This is a genomic window from Candidatus Poribacteria bacterium, from assembly GCA_026702755.1.
GTDB lineage: Bacteria > Poribacteria > WGA-4E > WGA-4E > WGA-3G > WGA-3G.
In genome coordinates, this window is the sequence record JAPPBX010000001.1 from 28028 (window position 1) to 47529 (window position 19502).

Below are 19502 nucleotides of genomic sequence, written 5' to 3' on the forward strand. Positions count from 1 at the left end.
CAAGATTTGGCTTGCAAGCGGTGCCAAATAGATAATGTCTAATTTCGATCCTTATGTAGCAATCCTTAGAGTTACCCAGTTCATTATTCTGTTAACCTTTCACGAGTGGGGCCACGCCAAATCAGCAGATATGTTAGGGGATCCGACAGCGCGCGATCAGGGACGGATGTCATTGAATCCGGGTGTACATATTGATATTATTGGCACCCTGATCCTCCCACTGCTCGGTACACTTTTTGGGGGCGGTTTCTTTGGTTGGGCAAAACCGGTGCCGGTTAACCCTTACAATTTGAAAAACCCAAGAAGAGACCTGATGCTTATCGCCGCTGCGGGCCCATTCATGAATATCGTTCTCACTTTTGTGATTTTGGGAGCACTCAGTATAGTATTGGAATTTACAGGTTTTAATCCGCGTCAATCTCCACTACATGATGAAATTAACAGGCAAGTCATTATTACAGCGTTGATTAGTGTGTTTCTCGCAGCATTCAATATGCTCCCACTTTTTCCGTTAGACGGTTTCAGTGTTGTGAGAGGTTTGCTCCCGAGAGAAGCAGCATTCCAATTTGAAAAATTGAGTCCGTATGGCATGCCGATTCTGATGTGCCTTATTTTTCTTCCGGGTATCTTCGGTATACCAAATATTGTATTTAATTTCCTTGGCGATGTCAGTTACGGCACGCTCAATTTGATAGCAGAAATCGTGGGTCTACGATAGGCAAAATTACCATTCTACCTTAAAATTCGGAAACACATATCCACAAATACCACAGAGACTACCTTCACTAAAAAAGATAAAAATGTTAACTGAAACGACTCCAACTTCTGACGCTACAGTCCCGATGTACTCCGTGAAATTAGATGGTTTTGAAGGACCATTAGATTTGCTCCTCCATCTGATTCAGAAGGAGGAGATGGATATCTATGATATTCAGATCGCGCAAATTACGGATCGGTATCTGGAGTATGTCAATTTAATGGAGCAGCTGGATCTTGATGTGGCATCCGAATTTTTGGTGATGGCAGCGACACTTCTGCATATTAAATCGCAGAGCATTCTTCCGCAACTCACTCCAAGTGCCGAACACGCAATCGGCGACCAAGAGCAACTCGTTAAACAGCTCTTAGAGTACAAACAATTCAAAGAGGCTGCTCAAGTCTTAGATGTCTACGCTGAACGACAGACATGGGTCTATAATAGAAGTCCTAAACTGCATGCCGATTTAGATGGCACACGTGAATTCGAGATTAAAGCGTCGCTGTTTGATCTGCTTACCGCTTTCAAGACGATAAATGACCGCGCTGCAGAGGTAGACCCCGAAGAGTTGTACGAAACAGTCGAAGAAGAAACAATCACCGTTGAAGACAAAATCGGCTTCATAGAGAGGCAGTTGGAGATCGCAGACCAACTTTTATTCGATGAACTGTTTCCGTTATCCGCAAGCAAAGCGGATTGGATTGTTACGTTCCTCGCCATTTTAGAACTTATTCGGATAGGGAAAATTGTCACCGTTCAAACCGACCACTTTGAGAGCATTTACATCGTTAAACAGGAACATCAAGCGTCTGCGCGCGAGGTCGCGCCGCCTCCGACCGTAGAAAATCCTCGTTCAGAAGAACGAGACTATTAGGAACTTTGTTTATGGATTCTGAATATGTTACCGCTGTCGATCCGGTAGAGGAACCGGGCCCAATATCGATGCCAAAACCTAAATCAATTTTGGAAGCGATTCTGTTCGCTGCGAGCGAACCGATTTCGGTGGACCAGTTTCAAGCAGTGCTGCCGGAGTTAGACAAGCGCGCTATCCGGAGAGAACTCGACGAACTGCGCCAAGACTATCAAGAAATGAGACGCAGTTTCCGCCTTGTTGAAATAGCAAACGGCTATCAAATTTGCACGCGTCCACAATACGCGGAGTGGATTCAGAAGTTTTATACTCGACAGGTTCGCGTTACGCTCTCTCCATCTGCCTTAGAGACGCTTGCAATTGTTGCCTACAAACAGCCTATCACACGTGCTGATGTCGCAGCACTCCGCGGCGTAAATAGCGATAGCGTCCTCAATTCACTCCTTGAAAAAGGGCTTGTTTGTATCGCTGGCAGAAAGGCGGGTCGCTCACTGCTCTTCTCAACCACAGACGAATTTCTCCAACAATTCGGATTGAAGGATGCATCTGAATTGCCTTCACTCGATGAAATTGACGAACTCCTCAATACACCTAACATGGGCGAACCTACCGAAAGCCTACTTCCAGAAATGATGGAGGAGCGCGCAGAATAATGAACTACAATTCATGGTTCCAGTGCAGCGAAGGATGTGATGAAACGTATCCGCTCACTGAAGTTATCTACCGGTGCAAAAACTGCGGCGGGCTTTTAGAAGTCCAACACGACATAGATGTGCTGAAACAGCGTAGTGCTGCGGACTGGAAATCGCTCTTTGAGCACCGCTACATGAGCACACAATATCCGTACGGTAGCGGTGTATGGGGAAAGAAGGAACTCGTTTGTCCGAACATTGATGATAAGAACATCATCTCTATGTGTGAGGGTGGCACCAATCTGTTCTGGGCAGAACGTTTCGGGGCACAACTCGGCTTAAGGGACCTGTGGATTAAGCAGTGTGGTAACAGTCATACCGGTTCTTTTAAAGACCTTGGTATGACCGTTCTGGTCTCAATGGTAAAACAGATTATGTCTGAGTCTGGAGACCTCCGCGCTGTTATGTGTGCTTCTACTGGTGATACCTCTGCCTCTTTGGCAGCGTACGCCTCCGCGGCAGGTATCCCAGCAATAATTCTCTTACCGAAAGAGAAGGTTACGCGTGAGCAGCTCATTCAACCCATCGCCAATGGTGCGTTGACCCTTTCGCTTGAGACGGATTTCGATGGATGTATGGAAATCGTCCAAAAACTCTCTGCCCGAAAAGATTTCTATCTTGCGAACTCCATTAATTCTATCCGCATTGAGGGGCAGAAAACGATTAGCATCGAAATCGTCCAACAGTTCGATTGGGAAGTGCCTGATTGGATTATCATCCCAGGGGGGAACCTCGGCAACGTTTCAGCACTCGGACTCGGTTTTCTAATGATGTTGGAACTCGGTATCATCGACAAACTTCCGCGGATTGCTTGTGCCCAAGCCGAACGCGCAAATCCGCTCTACCGAAGTTATCAGACAGATTTCACGGAGTTCCACGCCATCACAGCACAAGCGACACAAGCCACAGCAATCCAGATCGGCAATCCCGTCTCAATCCACCGTGCTATCCGAACCCTGCGACGGTTCGATGGAATTGTTGACCAAGCAACAGAAGCAGAATTAGCAGACGCTGCGGCGAAAGCCGATAGAACAGGGTTATTTAACTGCCCACATACCGGAGTAGCATTGGCTGTCCTTAAAAAAATGGTTGAGCAAAAGCAGATCCTCCCCGATGACAGGGTCATCGTTATCTCCACAGCCAACGGACTCAAGTTCCCGGATTTCAAGGTCGCATATCACAACTTCACACCTGATGAACCACCACCCCGTTACCTAAATGCCCCAGTTGAATTAGAAGCAGACTATGAAGGCGTTCTGAAACAGATTTCCACACACCTTGATGTATAATGTGCTGCTTACAGAAGTGTCCTTCTGCACTAAGACCGTAGGGGCGATCTCCTGAGGACGATAGCACGTCTTCTAATCAGCATCTGCGGACCTCAACGACACATCCAATAGAGCACCTTCTTTGAAACCAACGCAAGAGGTATTGGTCAGAATTTGCAAAAAATATGCCAAATATGGTATAATCTAAATGTTAGTTTACTAACTTAAGCCAAAATTAATAAACAATAGGAGTGAATGAATGTCAGAACAGTATCAGCCTAAGCCTGAACATAAATTTACCTTTGGATTGTGGACCGTCGGTAATCCAGGACGGGACCCATTTGGTGATGTTGTCAGGCCCCCCTTGAAACCCACATACACTGTCCAAAAATTGAGCGAATTGGGTGCTTATGGTGTCAATTTACACGATAACGACCTTGTTCCTTTCGATGCCACAGCTGTCGAACGCGATAACATTGTCAGCGAATTCAAAAAGGCACTCGCCGATCACGGCATGAAGGTGCCAATGGCGACAACGAATCTTTTCTACCACCCAATCTTCAAGGACGGCGCGTTTACCTCTAACGACCCGAAGGTCCGGGCGTTTGCAATCCAGAAAACCTTGAACGCTATTGACCTCGGCGTAGAATTAGGTGCGACCATTTACGTCTTTTGGGGTGGACGCGAAGGCGCAGAAGTAGATGCCTCTAAAAACGGACCGGATACCGTCAAATGGAACCGCGAGGCGATGAACTACTTCACGCACTACGTCAAAGACCAAGGGTATGATCTCCGATTTGCGCTTGAGGCGAAGCCGAATGAACCGCGCGGCGACATCTACCTACCCACGACAGGGCACATGCTTCACTTTATCGAAACGCTTGACCACCCGGAAATGGTCGGCGTTAATCCCGAATTCGCCCATGAAACGATGGCGGGGTTAAACTTTCTCCACGGTGTCGCACAAGCTTATGAAGCAGGCAAACTCTTCCACATCGACCTCAATGACCAGAAGATGAGCCGTTTCGACCAAGACCTGCGCTTCGGTTCCGAAAACATCAAAGGTGCGTTTTTCCTCGTTAAATTCCTTGAGGACATGAACTGGGATGGCAGCCGCCACTTTGATGCTCACGCGTATCGCACTGAAGATGAACAAGGGGTTTGGGACTTCGCTGCAGGATGCATGCGGAGCTACCTGATTTTGAAGGAAAAAGCACGCCGTTTCAACGAAGACGCGGAAATTCAGGGGATTCTTGCGGAACTGCAAGCACGCGATCCCGAACTTGAAGCACTCATGGCAAACTATAACGCTGAGAGCGTCGGGAAACTGAGAAAGATAGACTTTGAACCGGACACCCTTGCACAAAAAGGACTTGGATACGAGAAATTGGATCAACTCACATTTGAAGTTTTGACGGGAGTCAGGTAATCTAAGGCTCCCTGGAAAAAAGTTGGAGCTTCGCCTATGAATACGCTTATTATCGCTGTTTTGAGTTTTGTCGGCTTCATCGTCGCCTATCATACGTACGGTAAATGGTTAGCGAGAAAAATTTTCGGATTAGATGCCCAAGCAACGGTTCCGAGTCAAGAACTGAGAGATGATGTCGATTACGTCCCCACCAAAAAAGAGGTCATCTTCGGGCATCACTTCACAAGCATCGCTGGCACAGGTCCGATTGTTGGACCCGCAATTGCCGTTTTTTGGGGATGGTTACCGGCATTGCTGTGGGTCGTCCTTGGGTCCGTTTTTATAGGTGCTGTTCACGACTTTGGCGCGCTCGTGGTTTCGCTACGTAACCGTGGGCAGAGCGTTGGCGAAGTTGCGGGTCGAATGATAGGACCCCGCGCAAAATTTCTCTTCCTTTTCGTTCTCTTCATGGGCTTGACGATTGTCCTTGCTATCTTCGGTTTGGTCATCGCCCTCATTTTCTCCTATTATCCAGAATCTGTGCTGTCGGTCTGGGTGGAAATCCCGCTCGCTATCGCCATCGGTCTCTGGATCTATCGCAGGGGTGGCAATATCCTGATCCCATCTATCGTTGCACTCGGTATCATGTACATAGGGATGGCAGTTGGGGCATACATTTTACCGATCGACTTAAGTCAATGGCTCGGCATTCCACTCCTTGGACAAACCTATCTGAACGTTGTGGTGATCTGGACGCTGGTGCTTTTTGTCTACTGCTTTATCGCTTCCGTACTACCAGTCTGGACACTTCTACAACCCCGCGATTTTATTAATAGCCACGAACTTGTATTAGCACTGCTCCTACTGGTGCTTGGACTCGCCGTAGCAGGCTTAACCGGCAGAGCAGATTTAACGGCATCCGCCCCTGCTGTTGCCTCAGACATTCCACCGGATGCCCCACCGATCTGGCCCTTCCTCTTCATTACGATTGCGTGTGGTGCCGTCAGCGGTTTCCACTGTATGGTGAGTTCTGGGACCTCCAGCAAACAGGTTGCCTCTGAGAGCGACGCGCAATATGTAGGATACGGGGCAATGCTACTCGAAGGTGGACTTGCCGTTATCGTTATTCTCGCTTGTTGTGCTGGCATCGGTATGGGGATTTTTAATCGCGCTGGTACTGGTGCAAATTACAGGTTTGAACCTATTGTCAAAGCAGATAGTGCAGTCCCTGTTACGAATCATGATGCTTGGAAAGCGCGTTATGCTATCAAAACGGAAACGAATGCTGATGGAACTACCACGGTCGTCAGCGGTTGGGTAAGCCACGGACTCAAGGCAAAGGTAAGCGCGTTTGTTGATGGGGGTGGGAATTTCCTCGCCTCCCTCGGTATCCCGCTTAAGATGGGGATTGCGATTATGGCGGTCCTCGTTGCGAGTTTCGCTGCTACAACGTTAGACACAGCCACCCGACTCCAACGGTATGTTATCTATGAACTGGCACAAACGGTTAACTTCAAGCCTTTGATGAACCGTTATATAGCAACTGCGTTTGCATTAGTGCTCGCTGCTGCAGTTGCCCTGCTACAAGGACCGAGCGGTCCCGGCAGTGGTGGTTTGACGCTTTGGCCCCTCTTCGGCGCAACGAATCAACTCTTAGCAGGATTAGCCTTCATGGTCATCGTCTTCTACCTCGTCCGTCGGAATAAACCGATCTGGTTCGCAGCCCTTCCGATGATTGTCATGCTCATCATGCCTGCGTGGGCAATGCTACACCAGATGTTCAATCCGGAAACAGGTTGGCTCTTTGAAGGCAAGTATTTGCTCTTCGGATTCGGTGTTGTCGTGGAAGCCTTACAGATTTGGATGATCGCTGAAGGTGTCATCGCATGGAGAAACGCCCGCGGGAATTACCCGGAACTACCGCCGTTGGAAAGCGTTGCTGCCGATTAACTTGCCGATAAGTAGTACCGTCTCACTGGTCAAAACCTCTCACAAGGATAACTGAAACGAAGTGTTAACCAATCGAATTTCCGAAAGCCCTCTACTTTTACGAGAAGGCTGGAAAACGCTAATGTCCCTTCAAGGGGAAATTAAAAAAATAACGGACCAGTTGAAAAAAGGAAATATGAATCCCGGAATAGGAAATAAACCAATTGGCAACGGAATTACCGAATCACGAACCCGCGGCGGTGCGCGGGTCTACTGGAGAATCAGAGGCGGTCAGACTGAAATTTTAGGAATTTCTGGCAAAGACAATCAGCAGAAGGTAATCAACGAGGTTTTACAACATTTTGGAGATAAATAAAAATGGATAAACCTTACGTAACTATTCAGCGAAATAATTATAAACTAACGATCTATTGCGGAATCACACCTCTGGATCCCAACAATGATAACGTTGATGTTCAAGTCACTTTTCCGAACGGTGAAAGTTTTTCCGCAGTCTTTTTTACTCTTCAGAATATTGACACTTTGATGAAAGACTACGAAAAGACTGGAGAAGGTGCTAATGGCTTGTATTTTTGGACATCTGATATGCTGATTGTTCAAAGACTTACGGAACAAACTATCTGTGAAGCAATTGACAATTTGTTAGCAGAAGAAGAGTTTGAATCTGTTTTTTCAAAAGATCAGGACTCTACGATTATTTCTCCCAAAGACGGGGCTCGGCTCTTCAAGCAGTTCGATGAATCTTTATAGAACTCCTATTTCTCAGAAATCCACTGTTTTTATGTAATCGGTTTTTCAGCAGCATCAACGCCGGGAACAGCGTATCCGTGCTGCGCGAGTGCAAGGCATAATTGTCCTGACACACAACTGATGTCTAATTCACCGGTCAAACCTCTCAAACCAACTTACATGACAGATCAATTTTTATATTGAAGTCACGCTATGCCAAGTTCAACATTTTCCTTTAACGTGCCCAGCGAATTTGAATCCACAGAAGTTCCGATCTATTTCACAAGCGAAGACAATTCCCCCTCTGATGCCCACATTGACGTGTTTGTCAATAAAGTGAAACTCAGGCTTTTTATTGATACTGGACACGGGTATGGCACTGTGAGTCTACCACCATCTGTTTTGAACAGATTAGAGGTCATATACACAGGTGGCACCAAAGAAAACCACGATTTCAAAGGGCAGAAATATGAGTCACGCCAGTACCTTCTACCCAAAGTCGAAATCGGATCTCTCGTTTTGGACCAATTGCCAGGTTACGAATTCTTCTCAAGATACGATGACTTGGGCGGGCTTATCGGTTTAACGTTCCTAAATCAATTCAACGTCCTCATTGACTATCCAAACAGAAAATTCGGTCTGTATCGGAAAGATTTCTATCCAGATTACCTAAAATCGCAAGGTTGGACGAAAGTTCGGTTAGTTCCACCACTGAGCTTACCGGTTAAACTCAAAGACTATGAGGAAACCTTCATTTTCTGCTTAGATACGGGAGTTGTAGCTGTTGACGAGGAGAGGCATTCCTACGGGATGATCCGTTCTGCGTCGAAACTCGGTAAGTTGCTACAGCAAAACGAAACCCTTGAACCCGATCCAAGCGACGTTGAAGTATTGGGAAAATTTAGTTCAAATCAGTTCCGAACACCTTGCAATTACCCACTCGCGCCGATGGATTTTATGCTTGTGGACTATGAATATCCCAAGAGGGACGGTTTTTTAGGGCATAATTTCTTTTCCAAGTATTCAGTCTTTATCGATTTCACTCAGGATGAACTCCATCTCCGCCCACGTAATAACTAATTTGGAAAATCCGTTCTTACGGAAAATTTGGTTGATAGTAGCGGAGGGCACGTTGACGTAAAGCGGAGCAAAGGCTTACGAAGACTCAAAATGAGGAGGAAACTCTAATGAATGAACCTTGGATTAGCAATATGGGAATGGTAGGCGGCATACTCGATTCATTGCTGCCCCCTTTGCAACTCAGGATCGCCTTCTGGAGATTCCGACAAATGCTCATCAAACCAAGTAAGTACCCGCTGCCAATAGTCAACCACATTCGGATAACGTCCTCGTTGCGGTGTATGCCCTTCATTCTCATATCGTGCTAAAACTGCCTTTTTTCCGAGTCTACGTAAACCGGAGAACATTTCCCCTGCCTGCGGGACAGCATCGTCGTCTAATGCACCAACAATCAATAATAAGGGTGTTTCCACCTTGTCAAGGAAAAAGATCGGGGAGTTTTCAATATATCGTTCTCGGAATTCCCAAAGGGAACCCCCCATTTTGCCCTGACTCCTCTCCGCCCAAGTGATCCAAGGGCTATCTCCGCCTTCTGTTAAATATCCATATAAACTAATCAAATCGCTAACCGGTGCACTACTGACAGCAGCCGCAAACCGAGACGTTTGCGTAATCAATGCATTGACACAGTACCCTCCGTAACTGTGCCCCATCACTCCTAAACGTTTGGCATCAGCAATTCCCATGTCAACTACCGCATCTATACCAGAGAGAACACACTCGGTTAATTCCTGAATCGGTGCGTTGGTTTCCATAGGCATATCTGGGAGAAAGACAACGTAACCTTGCTTCGTGAGCAGAAAATTATGTCCCGTACCATCTGTTCCGAAATCGTTGCCCCTATGTGATAGAAAAGAACCACCATAAACCTGTGTGATTAACGGGTAACTCTGTCCTTCAACATAGTCTGCAGGGAACAACAATGCGCCTCTTAACTGTTTTCCAACGGGAGTCTGCCAAGTAATACTCTGAAAAGTACCGAGAGGTGTCTTTTCAATGCCGGAATTTAGGCGGGTAAGTTGTCTTGGGTTTTGAAAGTCAGCATCCGCTATCCACATCTCGGACGGATGACTTATATCTTCAACACTATAGAAAATATTACCCGTCTGAGGTGCAACATCCATATTTCCCTTCCTATTATACACCCGCGTTTCTTCAACCAACCTTGTGATTTTCCGAGTTTTCAGGTTGATGCGATGAAACCCATGTTCTGTCCCCCTCAATGTCTGAACGGACACCGACTCAGTATTGTCTGGTGACCAGACGGTATCTGCTTCAGCCTGTCGAACAAGCCGAACGACACGTCGGTCAAATCCATCTGTTAGTTTCTCAATGGCTCGACTGGCGACCTCAATGCGCCAAAGATGCCCTCGGGCAACACAGAACAGGTGTTGGCTATCTGTACTCCATAAAGGTGGGTGTGAACTGTTTGCCAGTTCAACATCGGTATCCTGAGTGAGGTTTACTTGACTACCATCAACCGTCGAAATGAGAAAAAGCTCCGATTTTGATGCTTCGGTTGAGCCGGGATACCCCTCTGTTGTATAAGCAATATAGCGACCATCTGGAGACCAACTAAACAAAAGTCCATGGAACTTAAGTGAATCCGCAATCAACTTTGGCGGAGTGCCATCAAGCGGAAAAAGATAAAACTCGTACATTCCTTGAGCGTTTTCTAATTTCTCAAATCCCCGAAAGTTCACAACCCCGACAGTTGCACCATCAGGTGAAAGACGAAGACCAAATGGATGGAATCCTTGCGCTAACGTCTGGACTTCACCCGTTCCGATTGTTATCACGCCTACATCTGAGCGAAACCAATGTCCCCATGAGGGCCACCATAGTTCAGATTCACCTTCGGGGTTTTCTTTGTTTATAGGTGTTTCCTCAGGAACACAACTCGCAAAAACTGTAACAGATACCGCTTCTCTGTCTGGTAGTGTTTCTTCCATCACCTCTGTTTCCGGTTGCAGCTTGACAACGATCCGCGTCCCATCAGGTGTCCAGAGCGGCGGTGGACCGCTCTGCGAAAACGGTCGAATTGTGACCTCACTCGCGAGTCGCGGCTCATCTTCGCCCCTTTCCCATACCCACAACTGTGCCTTCCCATGCTTATCCGAATAAAAAGCCAGTTTCTTTCCATCCGGTGACCATGCAGATCTATAACTTGTCCCCCAATTCGGTGTGAGATTTCGTGATTCTCCGTTCTTAACAGTAGCAAGCCAAATTTCACTTCCTTCAAACCCCTTGTTCAAACCTGAAGGTAGGAAACGTTCAGATATCCTCCTTGCTTGATGTCTACGATAATTCTGAACAACGACAGCAAGCTGATTGCCATCAGGCGAAACAGCAATTGAATGAGAATTAGAGAGAAGTTCCAGGCAAAGAATATCATTAATACTCTCCCGCATATCGTTATACTGCACCATTCCATCCTTGTCGATCAAATCAAATTCTCTAGCTCGGTGAGAAGTCCGTAATATCTGTTAATTCTGATTCTGCTATCAAGAGCGGCATACCTCGCAGTACACCACGGTTCGGCGTACATACAAGATAGGTCATCGACTCAAGTATCGCAACCACAAATTCTTTGTTACGCGGGTCCGGTTTCCCCACCTCCACATAATAGTCTTTGCCTCGTTTCTGATAGGCAATACTGAAAATACGTCGATCTGAGACATCCCAGTCCAGCGTCTCTTCCGCAAATTTCTTGACAGATTCCCAGACTTCCTCTGCTTGGGCATCGTCTTTCGCTTTAGGAATAAAAAATTTTGTTTCCGTCGTCATTTTGATTCCTCTCAAAAATCATCTGGTACAGGGAACATTGTGATTTAGAAATTCTGAAGTGATAGCACCTATGCCTCAGCTAAGCAGCTACTTTTTCGGAAAAGTAGCGATCTAACAATTCTTCCAAATCAAACAGAGAACCATTTAAATGGACAGGATCAATTGTTAATTCTGTTGCCTCAAGGACAAGATTATCTAACAACTCTGATGTAATAACAGTATTATCCAGATCAAACAGATAATGATTTAATTGGACAAAATCTGCGTTTATTTTCTCTGCAAATGTGGTTCCTCTTCGGTTCACTGCGCTAATGCGATCCTCAATTTGCGATGCAAGCAACCGCTTTCGCGTAGATTCCACTATTTCCTCAAAGATACCCTCCTCTTTGAGAAAATCATCAAAACTGTCTCCTTCATACTTATTCATAATCAACCTTTGTGGTAGTACGAAAGAAGGCGAGGCATAGAGACCCCGCCTAATAATAAATCTTGGAGCTACCAGAAGCAGGCACTATGCTGGCAATGCCTCAACCGCCTCAAAGAAATCAGCATTCGACGCACTAAACCCGTACTGCTGTTCCACCTCCCGAATAGCGATTTCCGTTGTGAACAGGTTATCGTAAGTATCCGGGAATTCCACGCCGGTTGTGGCATCACGAAACAGGATGATATTATACCCGTACCGTGCCATCGAACGGATACCGTAATCTCTCCCCAAGACACACCAATTCGTTGCGAAACCAGCGAAGAGCAGATGCAAGATACGCCGCTCCTCCAAGAGTTCATGCAACTGCTGCCCGGTTGCGATGACGAACTCTTCCGGTTTCACATCAATCGCAGGGGAGACAGCAAGTTGCGATGCGAGTTTGTCCCAATGGATGCCGATACCCGGCGGCTGGCTGCGAGGTCCCTGATAAACGGCGTAGTCCCCCGCACGGCTTCGGAAATCGGAGGGGGGCCATGCTGAAGGTGTAGACGGTTCAGGCGGTTTGTGCCGTTCGAGTTGCGGATATTGCTCCGCTACCGACGGAGAAGGGGCATGAACGATCGTCAAACCCGCTTCCCGTGCAGCATTTATCACAGGGACAACGCACTCCTTCGTTATCTGCGCCGCGCGTTCTATCCAGCTTTCAATGAAATGCACGTTCCACAAATCAACGAGGACCAAAGCGGTCTCATCAACCGGTAACGGCATCTCAAATTCGCGCCGGATGAAAGCAGTTTCACGGCACGGCACATCTGCTGGCGTACTATCCTGAAAATATCGGACGCGTAAATTTAGCGTTTTCACTTTGGCTCCTGAAATAGCGATTCGTCAAGTTCAGCGTTTATTGTGACACTACTTATACGAGTTTCAGTGAACTGTTCACCCTCTACATTCTGCACAACATGATAAGGGATTTTGACACCCTCAACATCGCGATAATCGTCCATGACGGCTTCCTTATTCAGTGCAACACCCTGTTCCGTCTCGCGGAATTCCATTTTCACTATATAGTGGGTCTCTTCACTGATAAAGACTTTGAGTGCTTCACCCGAAGGCTGTTTGACAAGCAGAATGGCAGTGGGTTTTCCCATTACCTCCTCCGTGCCAGCGTGTTGGACCGAACCATTGTCCTGTATCAGATTTGCAAGTAGCCAAATCGGCTCTCTGAAAATGCCGTCCTTCAAGGAAGCCGTCATTTCCGGAGGCAAGGGTTGCGGTCCCATAGGGGTCAGTGCAAATCCAGAAGTGCCATCAAAGGCAACACTCATTTCTCCTTGGGGCATCTTGATATCTTGACGCAATTTGTCCGGATAGACTTGGTATATTTTTACATCAAGGTTCATCGGTCCCATTGGTGAATTAGCCGCAGTGCGCCCCTCTACAACAATATTTTTCACTGCTTGCAACTTCTCAAGACCACCGTGTGCCTCGACTGCCATTGCGACGATCTCTTTGGCTTTCGCCATGTCGCCTTCACTCGCTTCAGGCATCGGTTCCGCAGGTGGTGGAGGTGCGGGTTGCTCTATCTCAATCACGTTAACTTCCCCGAACTCATCAAGCGGTCGGTCAAAATTGGCTTTGTTTCCGACAGTAACAATCGTGAGTGCGTCCGGATGGAGATACTTCTGTGCGACTGCCTGTACATCCTCCGCTGTGACCTTAGCAATGTTATCGGTAAAGGTTTCAAGGAAGCCTGGGGCATAACCGCGATAGTCGAGCATCATCTGCTGAAAGGCGATCTGTGCACTACTCTCAAACCCAAAGACAAACGAATTGATGAGTGAATCTTTGGTACGCTGCAACTCTGCTTCCGGTACAGGCGTATCTCGGAGACCTTTGACGACATCAACAATGAGTGAGATCGCTTCTGCCGTTTTCTCGGTACGGGTTTGCGAATAAGCGAACCATTCCCCCGGATTCGTGTAGTAACTCGTTTGCATTATGCTACCGACCATATAAGCGAGACCGTGTTTCTCGCGCACTTCCCTCATCAAGCGAGACGTGAATCCGCCTTCACCGAGTATATCGTTCATGACCCGAAGTGCAAAGAAGTCGGGAAAATCAGGTGTGCGCTTGATGCCGAAATGCCCGATTAACATCACTGACTGCGGGAGATTCTTGAAAATATAATTAACGGAGGGTTTCGGGGTAGGATCCACGGTTGGAACATCAGGAAATGCAATAGCTGCGGGTTCCCAACCCTTAAACACTTTTTCCAACTGTGCGATCAAGGTTTCCGTTTCAAAGTCACCGGTAATCGCGAGCATCATGTTATCGGGGTGGTAATATTTCGCATGAAAGGCTTTGAGATCATCAACAGTGATACTTTCTATGCCCGCCATTTCGGTATACCACCCGAAGGGATGGTCGATTCCGTAAAGCAGCGCAGAGAAGTTGCGCCACGCGAGTTGAATAGGGTTATCGTTGCGGCGACGGATACGTTCGATCGACTGCTGCTTGCGGAGTTCCAATTTGTCTTCACGAAACGCGGGATTCCTGAGCACATCCGCAAAGATTACCAATCCTTTCTCGATGTCTTCTGCGAGTGTTGAGAGATTAATCGTGCCATACTCGCGGGACATGCCGACTTCAACAGAAGCCGCCATTGATTCTAATTCCTCGTTCAGTGCGTCCGGTTCACGCGATACCGTGCCACCTGTTCGCATAACGGTTGCGAATATTGATGATAAACCCACCTTATCCGCAGGATCGTAGATGTCACCGGTTTTAATCAAGCCGCTGATGTTGAAAAGCGGTAACTCGTGGTCCTCAAGGAGGTAAAGCACCATCCCGTTCGAGAGCATCCGTTTCTCTGGAACAGGCGGTTTAAACTCAATCGGTTCAAAGGTAAGTTCTTCGTGTGGTTTCGCGAATGTAGACGGAATACCCCACACGATAAGGCAGGCAATCAGCGTCGCGATGCCCAATCCGGTAAAGGTTTGTTTCTTCATTATTCGCTGCCCTCCGTATCTTCACCGGCGGGTGCTTCTGCCTCTTTTTTAACGAGTGTACCGACGGTGCGGTTGCTTTTCGTGAAATAGGTTTTTGCGACTCTCATGATGTCCTCTGGCGTAACTTTGTATATGTTTTCACGCCATTGTAGAATATAACGCCAATCGCCAGCGATCGCTTCAAAGAAGGTGAGTTGACGTGCCATACCAGCGTTCGAGCTGAGCCCTCGGATGAAACTGGCATCCACCTGTTTGAGAATCCGTTTGAACTCTTTCTCAGCAACGGGTTCGGTTTTGAGCCTTTCAAGTTCGGCGTAAATCGCTTCTTCAAGGTCGACAGTTGTGTGTGGCGATCGTGGTGCACCATCTATGACGAAAAGATTGTCGTAGCGCGCCCCCGGATACCCGTTCAATGAATCAGCAGAGATGGCTATCCCCTTCTCAACAATGTTTTTGTAAAACCGAGAGGTGCGTCCATCGGAAAGGATCGCGCTGATAAAATCGAGTACATAGTCGTCGAAATGTGGAATTGTCGGTTTATGGTATCCAATCATGATTTGCGGTTCGGCATCAAATTCGACTTCCACACGACGTTCACCTTCCTGTGGCAGTTCCTTAGTTGTCACTTCAGGAGGGAGCGGCTGTGACGGTATATCACCGAAATGCTTCTCAATGAGCGAGATGGTCTCGTCTATGTCGATATTCCCGATAATAGCCATGACAGAGTTATTCGGGGCATAGTGGATACGAAAAAACTCTTCCGCCTTGCGCCGATTCAGCATGGCAATATCCGAGGGCCATCCGATAATTGGTATGCCGTAAGGGTGTGCAGTGAATGCAGTCGCCATAAACTGTTCATAGAGTTTACCACCCGGTTGGGTATCAACACGCATCCGGCGTTCCTCTTTGACCGCCTCGCGTTCTACATAAAATTCGCGTAGAACAGCGTTCTTAAGCCGATCTGACTCCAGGGTCGCCCATAACTCTAACTTGTTAGACGGCAACTCCACAGTGTAAATGGTATAGTCAACCGAAGTTCCAGCGTTGAAGCCCGTGCTACCGTGTTGCGTATATATTTCGGTGTATTCGCCGGTGACAATCCACTCTTTTGCGAGTTCCTGTTGTGTTTTGAGTGCCTCTTCTAACTCAGCTATCTTTTCTGCATCTGCTCTGGAGCCTTTTGCGCGTTCCATATCAAGTGCGTCGCCTATCCGATCAATTTCGGCAAGCACTACCTGTTCTTTTTCATAGTCTCTCGTGCCGATTGTTTTAGTGCCTTTGAACAGCATGTGTTCGAGCATGTGTGCGATACCGCGTGTATCATCTGATTCATCCACGGAACCGGCTTTAAAGAGGATGTATGGTGCGATCGTAGGAGACGTGTCGCGTTTGATCATCAATAACTTCAGACCGTTGGGGAAAATGTGCTCCACCACCCGATCTCCGAGGTCTTGCGCTGATGCTATCCCGTGTAAAGCAACGAAGAATAGAATCAGCAAATAACGTATCTGTTTCATTTTTTATTGCGGCACCTCGTCTCAGATAGAGACCCGATATTGGGCAGCGCCGCTTCCTTTCCTTTCAAAGCCCTCAGTTAGAAAACAGGGCTGTTGGCATTTTCAAGTATCAATTAAGAAAATAAAAAAATAAGGAATACAATAGAAAACGGAAAAGAAGCCTCAACTACGGAATTGAGGCTCCTCCAACGCTTTATTCTTTCGGCAAGTCACCGAGTAAGCCAACAAGGGCAAACCTGATGTGCGACGAGAGTGCAGAGTTCTCCGCGCGAAGGTCTGCTCCTTCTTCATCTGGATACATGACATGTGCTGCCACCGCACGTTTCACCCATCGCTCTGCTCTATCATCGTAAGGGATATACTTTTCTTTGGGTGCCGTGCACGCAGGACACTCTTCTGGTGGGCTATCTGCTTCCTTCCACAAATAACCACAGGCTACACAAACAAACATTGCAAAGTCCTTTCTCTATTTTGAAATAAATTGAAGTTATAGGTTTTAAAGTTACAATCAACGACTGCATTTTAGCAGATTACACTTTGAGATACAAGTTTTAAATTCCGAGATTTTATTTAAAGCCTCAAGCCGACTTTGCCGCCGATTGCTCCTTCAGTTCAGCAATCTGGTCACGTAAGGCGGCGGCTTCCTCATAATCAAGGTCCAACGCTGCTTTTCGCATCTGCCGTGTTAAGTCCGTAATTATCGCTTCAATATCTTGCGGTTCAATGGTTTCTGCCACAATAGGCGGCTTTTCAGACTTCTTGGTCTTATACTCGTCGCTCGATTCAGCGATAAGCTCCTGAATTGCCTTCTCAATTGTCGCGGGTGTGATGTTGTTATCGGTGTTATACTGGAGTTGAATATCACGTCGGCGCTGCGTCTCTTGTATCGCCTCTCCCATTGCCTCCGTAACGCTATCCCCGTACAAAAGCACCTCACCGTCAACGTTCCGTGCAGCACGTCCAGCAGTCTGAACGAGGGATCTAACAGAACGGAGGAAACCGGGTCGGTCAGCATCTAAGATCGCAACGAGAGAAACTTCAGGGAGATCAAGCCCTTCTCGAAGGAGGTTAATACCGACCAGCACATCAAAAACACCCTCACGAAGTTCGCGCAGAATACGCGCACGATCGAACACGTCAATCTCAGAGTGCATATAGTCAGCACGGATACCCGCTTCCGTTAAATACTCGGTCAAGTCTTCCGCCATCCGCTTGGTGAGCGTCGTGACGAGGATGCGTTGCTTATGACTGACACGCTCTTTAATCTTGCCGATGAGATGGTCGATCTGTCCTTTCACTGGATGGATCGTAATTTGGGGATCAATGAGTCCTGTCGGACGGATAATCTGCTCAACAATTTGCGTGCCGCTCTCCATTTCATAGGAACCGGGTGTCGCGGAGACAAAGATCACTTGGTTGACGCGCGCTTCAACCTCGTCGAAACGGAGCGGACGATTGTCCAGTGCGGAGGGCAGACGGAAACCATACTTGACAAGCGTTTCTTTTCGGGATCTGTCGCCACGATACATACCTCGTAGCTGCGGAATCGTCACATGGGATTCATCGATAAAGAGCAGAAAATCATCGGGGAAGTAGTGCATCAGGCAGTAGGGCGGATCTCCCGGTTGTAATCCAGAGAGATGTCGAGAGTAATTCTCAATACCGGAGCAGTAGCCGACCTCGCGCAACATCTCCAGATCGAAGCGAGTGCGTTGCTCAATGCGTTGCGCTTCGATCAATTTATTCTCTTTTTCAAATTTCAGAACCCGATCCTGAAGTTCAAGTTCAATATCAATCAACGCTTGGTCGAAGATTTCACCGTCGGTCATGAAATGCTTGGCGGGGTAGATTTCAAGGAAGTCCCGTTGTGCCAACACCTCTCCGGTTGTGGTATCAATTTCATTAATTCGATCAATTTCATCACCGAAGAGCTCAATACGATAGGCATTTTCGCTATAAGCGGGAAACACCTCAACCACATCGCCGCGGGCACGGAACACCCCTTGCCAGAACTCAACATCGTTGCGGACGTATTGAATATCAACCAAGGCTCGCAGGAGGGCATCGCGTCGGACGACCGCTCCGACCTCTATCTGAACTCTCTGATTCTCAAATTCATCAGGGGATCCGAGACCGTACAAACAAGAAACACTCGCAACGACGATAACATCGCGACGTGAGATTAAAGACGCTGTTGAGGCAAGCCGCATCCGTGTAATCTCCTCGTTGATGCGGACATCTTTTTCAATAAAAGTATCGGTCGCTGGAATGTATGCTTCCGGCTGATAGTACTCGTAGTCGCTGACGAAGTAGTGAACGGCGTTATTTGGGAAAAATGTTCGGAATTCGTTGTAAAGTTGTGCGGCAAGCGTCTTATTGGGTGAGATGACGAGTGTTGGCAATTGTACATTCTGAATCACATTCGCCATCGTGTAGGTTTTTCCTGAACCTGTCACGCCGAGGAGTGTTTGTGCTTTGTCTCCACGTTGGAGTCCTTCTGTGAGTTCGTCAATGGCTTGCGGTTGGTCGCCTTGGGGTGTGAAGTCTGAGATTAGTTCAAACTGCAGGGCATCCGATTCCGAGGCATCATCTTTTGGATCGTCAATCTTTGTCAGCAATTCCCAATTCTCTCTCATGTCTTGCTCCTTGTGAATTTTTCAATCGTCTTTACAATTCGGGCTTGCAAGCAGTGTCCATATTAAGGCTACAAGAAATTTGTATGGCAGATGTACGGCTTATATAGTATACCGTACTCCATCAAAAATGTGTAGAGAGATATTGGCTGTTTCAGAGGCATTCGGTTTTCAGCCACCAGCAGTCAGCAAAGAGTGATTGGTTGTCAGATGCGCAAAGGCGAGGATACAATCCTCGCCAGCGGCAGGAGAGGCACTTCTCCGAAACGAGCATCGAATCGCGCAACGGGCAAATACAATCCTCACCAGTGGCGGGAGAGGTGCTCCTCAAGGTCCCGGTGCGGTTAGGAGACCGCACCATAGGTGTCAATT

17 protein-coding genes are annotated in these 19502 nt (G+C 47.4%); 9 read left to right on the forward strand and 8 right to left on the reverse strand.

The features are described from left to right. Positions 1-34: 34 nt before the first annotated feature. The 9 genes from OXH39_00130 (at position 35) to OXH39_00170 (ending at position 8755) form a co-directional block, all read left to right on the forward strand. Entirely contained in the window at positions 35-718 is a 684-nt protein-coding gene (locus OXH39_00130; protein MCY3548836.1) for a site-2 protease family protein, read from the forward strand. An 82-nt stretch (positions 719-800) separates the two neighbouring features. Continuing rightward, positions 801-1631, forward strand: a complete 831-nt coding sequence (locus OXH39_00135; GenBank protein MCY3548837.1) for a segregation/condensation protein A — start codon at positions 801-803, stop codon at positions 1629-1631. Positions 1632-1642: 11 nt separating this feature from the next. Next, positions 1643-2281, forward strand: coding sequence for an SMC-Scp complex subunit ScpB (scpB, locus tag OXH39_00140; GenBank protein ID MCY3548838.1), 639 nt, complete (start codon positions 1643-1645; stop codon positions 2279-2281). Beyond that, positions 2281-3609, forward strand: coding sequence for a threonine synthase (thrC, locus tag OXH39_00145; GenBank protein MCY3548839.1), 1329 nt, complete (start codon positions 2281-2283; stop codon positions 3607-3609). Before scpB ends, thrC begins: the two co-directional genes overlap by 1 nt. A 238-nt stretch (positions 3610-3847) precedes the next feature. After that, a complete protein-coding gene (gene xylA, locus OXH39_00150) occupies positions 3848-5017 on the forward strand; it encodes a xylose isomerase (protein ID MCY3548840.1) in 1170 nt (389 codons plus the stop codon). A 36-nt stretch (positions 5018-5053) separates the two neighbouring features. Continuing rightward, positions 5054-6946, forward strand: a complete 1893-nt coding sequence (locus OXH39_00155; protein MCY3548841.1) for a carbon starvation protein A — start codon at positions 5054-5056, stop codon at positions 6944-6946. Positions 6947-7007: 61 nt separating this feature from the next. Next, entirely contained in the window at positions 7008-7301 is a 294-nt protein-coding gene (locus tag OXH39_00160) for a hypothetical protein (GenBank protein MCY3548842.1), read from the forward strand. Between the two features lie 2 nt (positions 7302-7303). After that, entirely contained in the window at positions 7304-7696 is a 393-nt protein-coding gene (locus OXH39_00165) for a hypothetical protein (GenBank protein MCY3548843.1), read from the forward strand. A gap of 192 nt (positions 7697-7888) precedes the next feature. Next, positions 7889-8755 (forward strand): hypothetical protein, encoded by an 867-nt coding sequence (locus OXH39_00170; protein MCY3548844.1) that lies wholly within the window; start codon positions 7889-7891, stop codon positions 8753-8755. 158 nt (positions 8756-8913) lie between these two features. Here OXH39_00170 and OXH39_00175 read toward each other — a convergent pair whose 3' ends face one another. The 8 genes from OXH39_00175 to uvrB all read right to left on the reverse strand — a co-directional run bounded on the left by OXH39_00175 (position 8914) and on the right by uvrB (position 19133). Then, positions 8914-11184, reverse strand: a complete 2271-nt coding sequence (locus OXH39_00175; protein ID MCY3548845.1) for a prolyl oligopeptidase family serine peptidase — start codon at positions 11182-11184, stop codon at positions 8914-8916. A gap of 28 nt (positions 11185-11212) precedes the next feature. Beyond that, the gene (locus OXH39_00180) at positions 11213-11542 is read right to left on the reverse strand and encodes a hypothetical protein (GenBank protein ID MCY3548846.1); all 330 of its coding nucleotides are present in this window, start codon (positions 11540-11542) and stop codon (positions 11213-11215) included. 79 nt (positions 11543-11621) lie between these two features. Beyond that, complete coding sequence (locus OXH39_00185; protein MCY3548847.1) at positions 11622-11969, reverse strand: hypothetical protein; 348 nt, start codon at positions 11967-11969, stop codon at positions 11622-11624. An 84-nt stretch (positions 11970-12053) separates the two neighbouring features. Continuing rightward, positions 12054-12833 carry an isochorismatase family protein gene (locus OXH39_00190; GenBank protein ID MCY3548848.1) on the reverse strand — a complete coding sequence of 260 codons (780 nt, stop codon included), beginning with the start codon at positions 12831-12833 and terminating at the stop codon, positions 12054-12056. Then, positions 12830-14980 carry an insulinase family protein gene (locus tag OXH39_00195; GenBank protein MCY3548849.1) on the reverse strand — a complete coding sequence of 717 codons (2151 nt, stop codon included), beginning with the start codon at positions 14978-14980 and terminating at the stop codon, positions 12830-12832. The genes OXH39_00190 and OXH39_00195 overlap by 4 nt, the downstream gene beginning before the upstream one ends. Then, entirely contained in the window at positions 14980-16497 is a 1518-nt protein-coding gene (locus tag OXH39_00200; GenBank protein ID MCY3548850.1) for a pitrilysin family protein, read from the reverse strand. The genes OXH39_00195 and OXH39_00200 overlap by 1 nt, the downstream gene beginning before the upstream one ends. 193 nt (positions 16498-16690) lie before the next feature. Then, complete coding sequence (locus OXH39_00205; protein MCY3548851.1) at positions 16691-16948, reverse strand: hypothetical protein; 258 nt, start codon at positions 16946-16948, stop codon at positions 16691-16693. Positions 16949-17075: 127 nt separating this feature from the next. Further along, positions 17076-19133 (reverse strand): excinuclease ABC subunit UvrB, encoded by a 2058-nt coding sequence (gene uvrB / locus OXH39_00210; GenBank protein MCY3548852.1) that lies wholly within the window; start codon positions 19131-19133, stop codon positions 17076-17078. Positions 19134-19502: the final 369 nt, after the last annotated feature.

What these genes read in the sequence shown, in the direction of transcription:
- OXH39_00180 (MCY3548846.1), bottom strand. Translation starts at nt 11,542, where the DNA reads ATGACGACGGAAACAAAATTTTTTATTCCTAAAGCGAAAGACGATGCC.
- OXH39_00195 (MCY3548849.1), bottom strand. Translation starts at nt 14,980, where the DNA reads ATGAAGAAACAAACCTTTACCGGATTGGGCATCGCGACGCTGATTGCC.
- xylA (MCY3548840.1), top strand. Translation starts at nt 3,848, where the DNA reads ATGTCAGAACAGTATCAGCCTAAGCCTGAACATAAATTTACCTTTGGA.
- thrC (MCY3548839.1), top strand. Translation starts at nt 2,281, where the DNA reads ATGAACTACAATTCATGGTTCCAGTGCAGCGAAGGATGTGATGAAACG.
- uvrB (MCY3548852.1), bottom strand. Translation starts at nt 19,133, where the DNA reads ATGAGAGAGAATTGGGAATTGCTGACAAAGATTGACGATCCAAAAGAT.
- OXH39_00130 (MCY3548836.1), top strand. Translation starts at nt 35, where the DNA reads ATGTCTAATTTCGATCCTTATGTAGCAATCCTTAGAGTTACCCAGTTC.
- OXH39_00135 (MCY3548837.1), top strand. Translation starts at nt 801, where the DNA reads ATGTTAACTGAAACGACTCCAACTTCTGACGCTACAGTCCCGATGTAC.
- OXH39_00175 (MCY3548845.1), bottom strand. Translation starts at nt 11,184, where the DNA reads ATGGTGCAGTATAACGATATGCGGGAGAGTATTAATGATATTCTTTGC.
- OXH39_00185 (MCY3548847.1), bottom strand. Translation starts at nt 11,969, where the DNA reads ATGAATAAGTATGAAGGAGACAGTTTTGATGATTTTCTCAAAGAGGAG.
- OXH39_00200 (MCY3548850.1), bottom strand. Translation starts at nt 16,497, where the DNA reads ATGAAACAGATACGTTATTTGCTGATTCTATTCTTCGTTGCTTTACAC.
- OXH39_00165 (MCY3548843.1), top strand. Translation starts at nt 7,304, where the DNA reads ATGGATAAACCTTACGTAACTATTCAGCGAAATAATTATAAACTAACG.
- scpB (MCY3548838.1), top strand. Translation starts at nt 1,643, where the DNA reads ATGGATTCTGAATATGTTACCGCTGTCGATCCGGTAGAGGAACCGGGC.
- OXH39_00170 (MCY3548844.1), top strand. Translation starts at nt 7,889, where the DNA reads ATGCCAAGTTCAACATTTTCCTTTAACGTGCCCAGCGAATTTGAATCC.
- OXH39_00205 (MCY3548851.1), bottom strand. Translation starts at nt 16,948, where the DNA reads ATGTTTGTTTGTGTAGCCTGTGGTTATTTGTGGAAGGAAGCAGATAGC.
- OXH39_00155 (MCY3548841.1), top strand. Translation starts at nt 5,054, where the DNA reads ATGAATACGCTTATTATCGCTGTTTTGAGTTTTGTCGGCTTCATCGTC.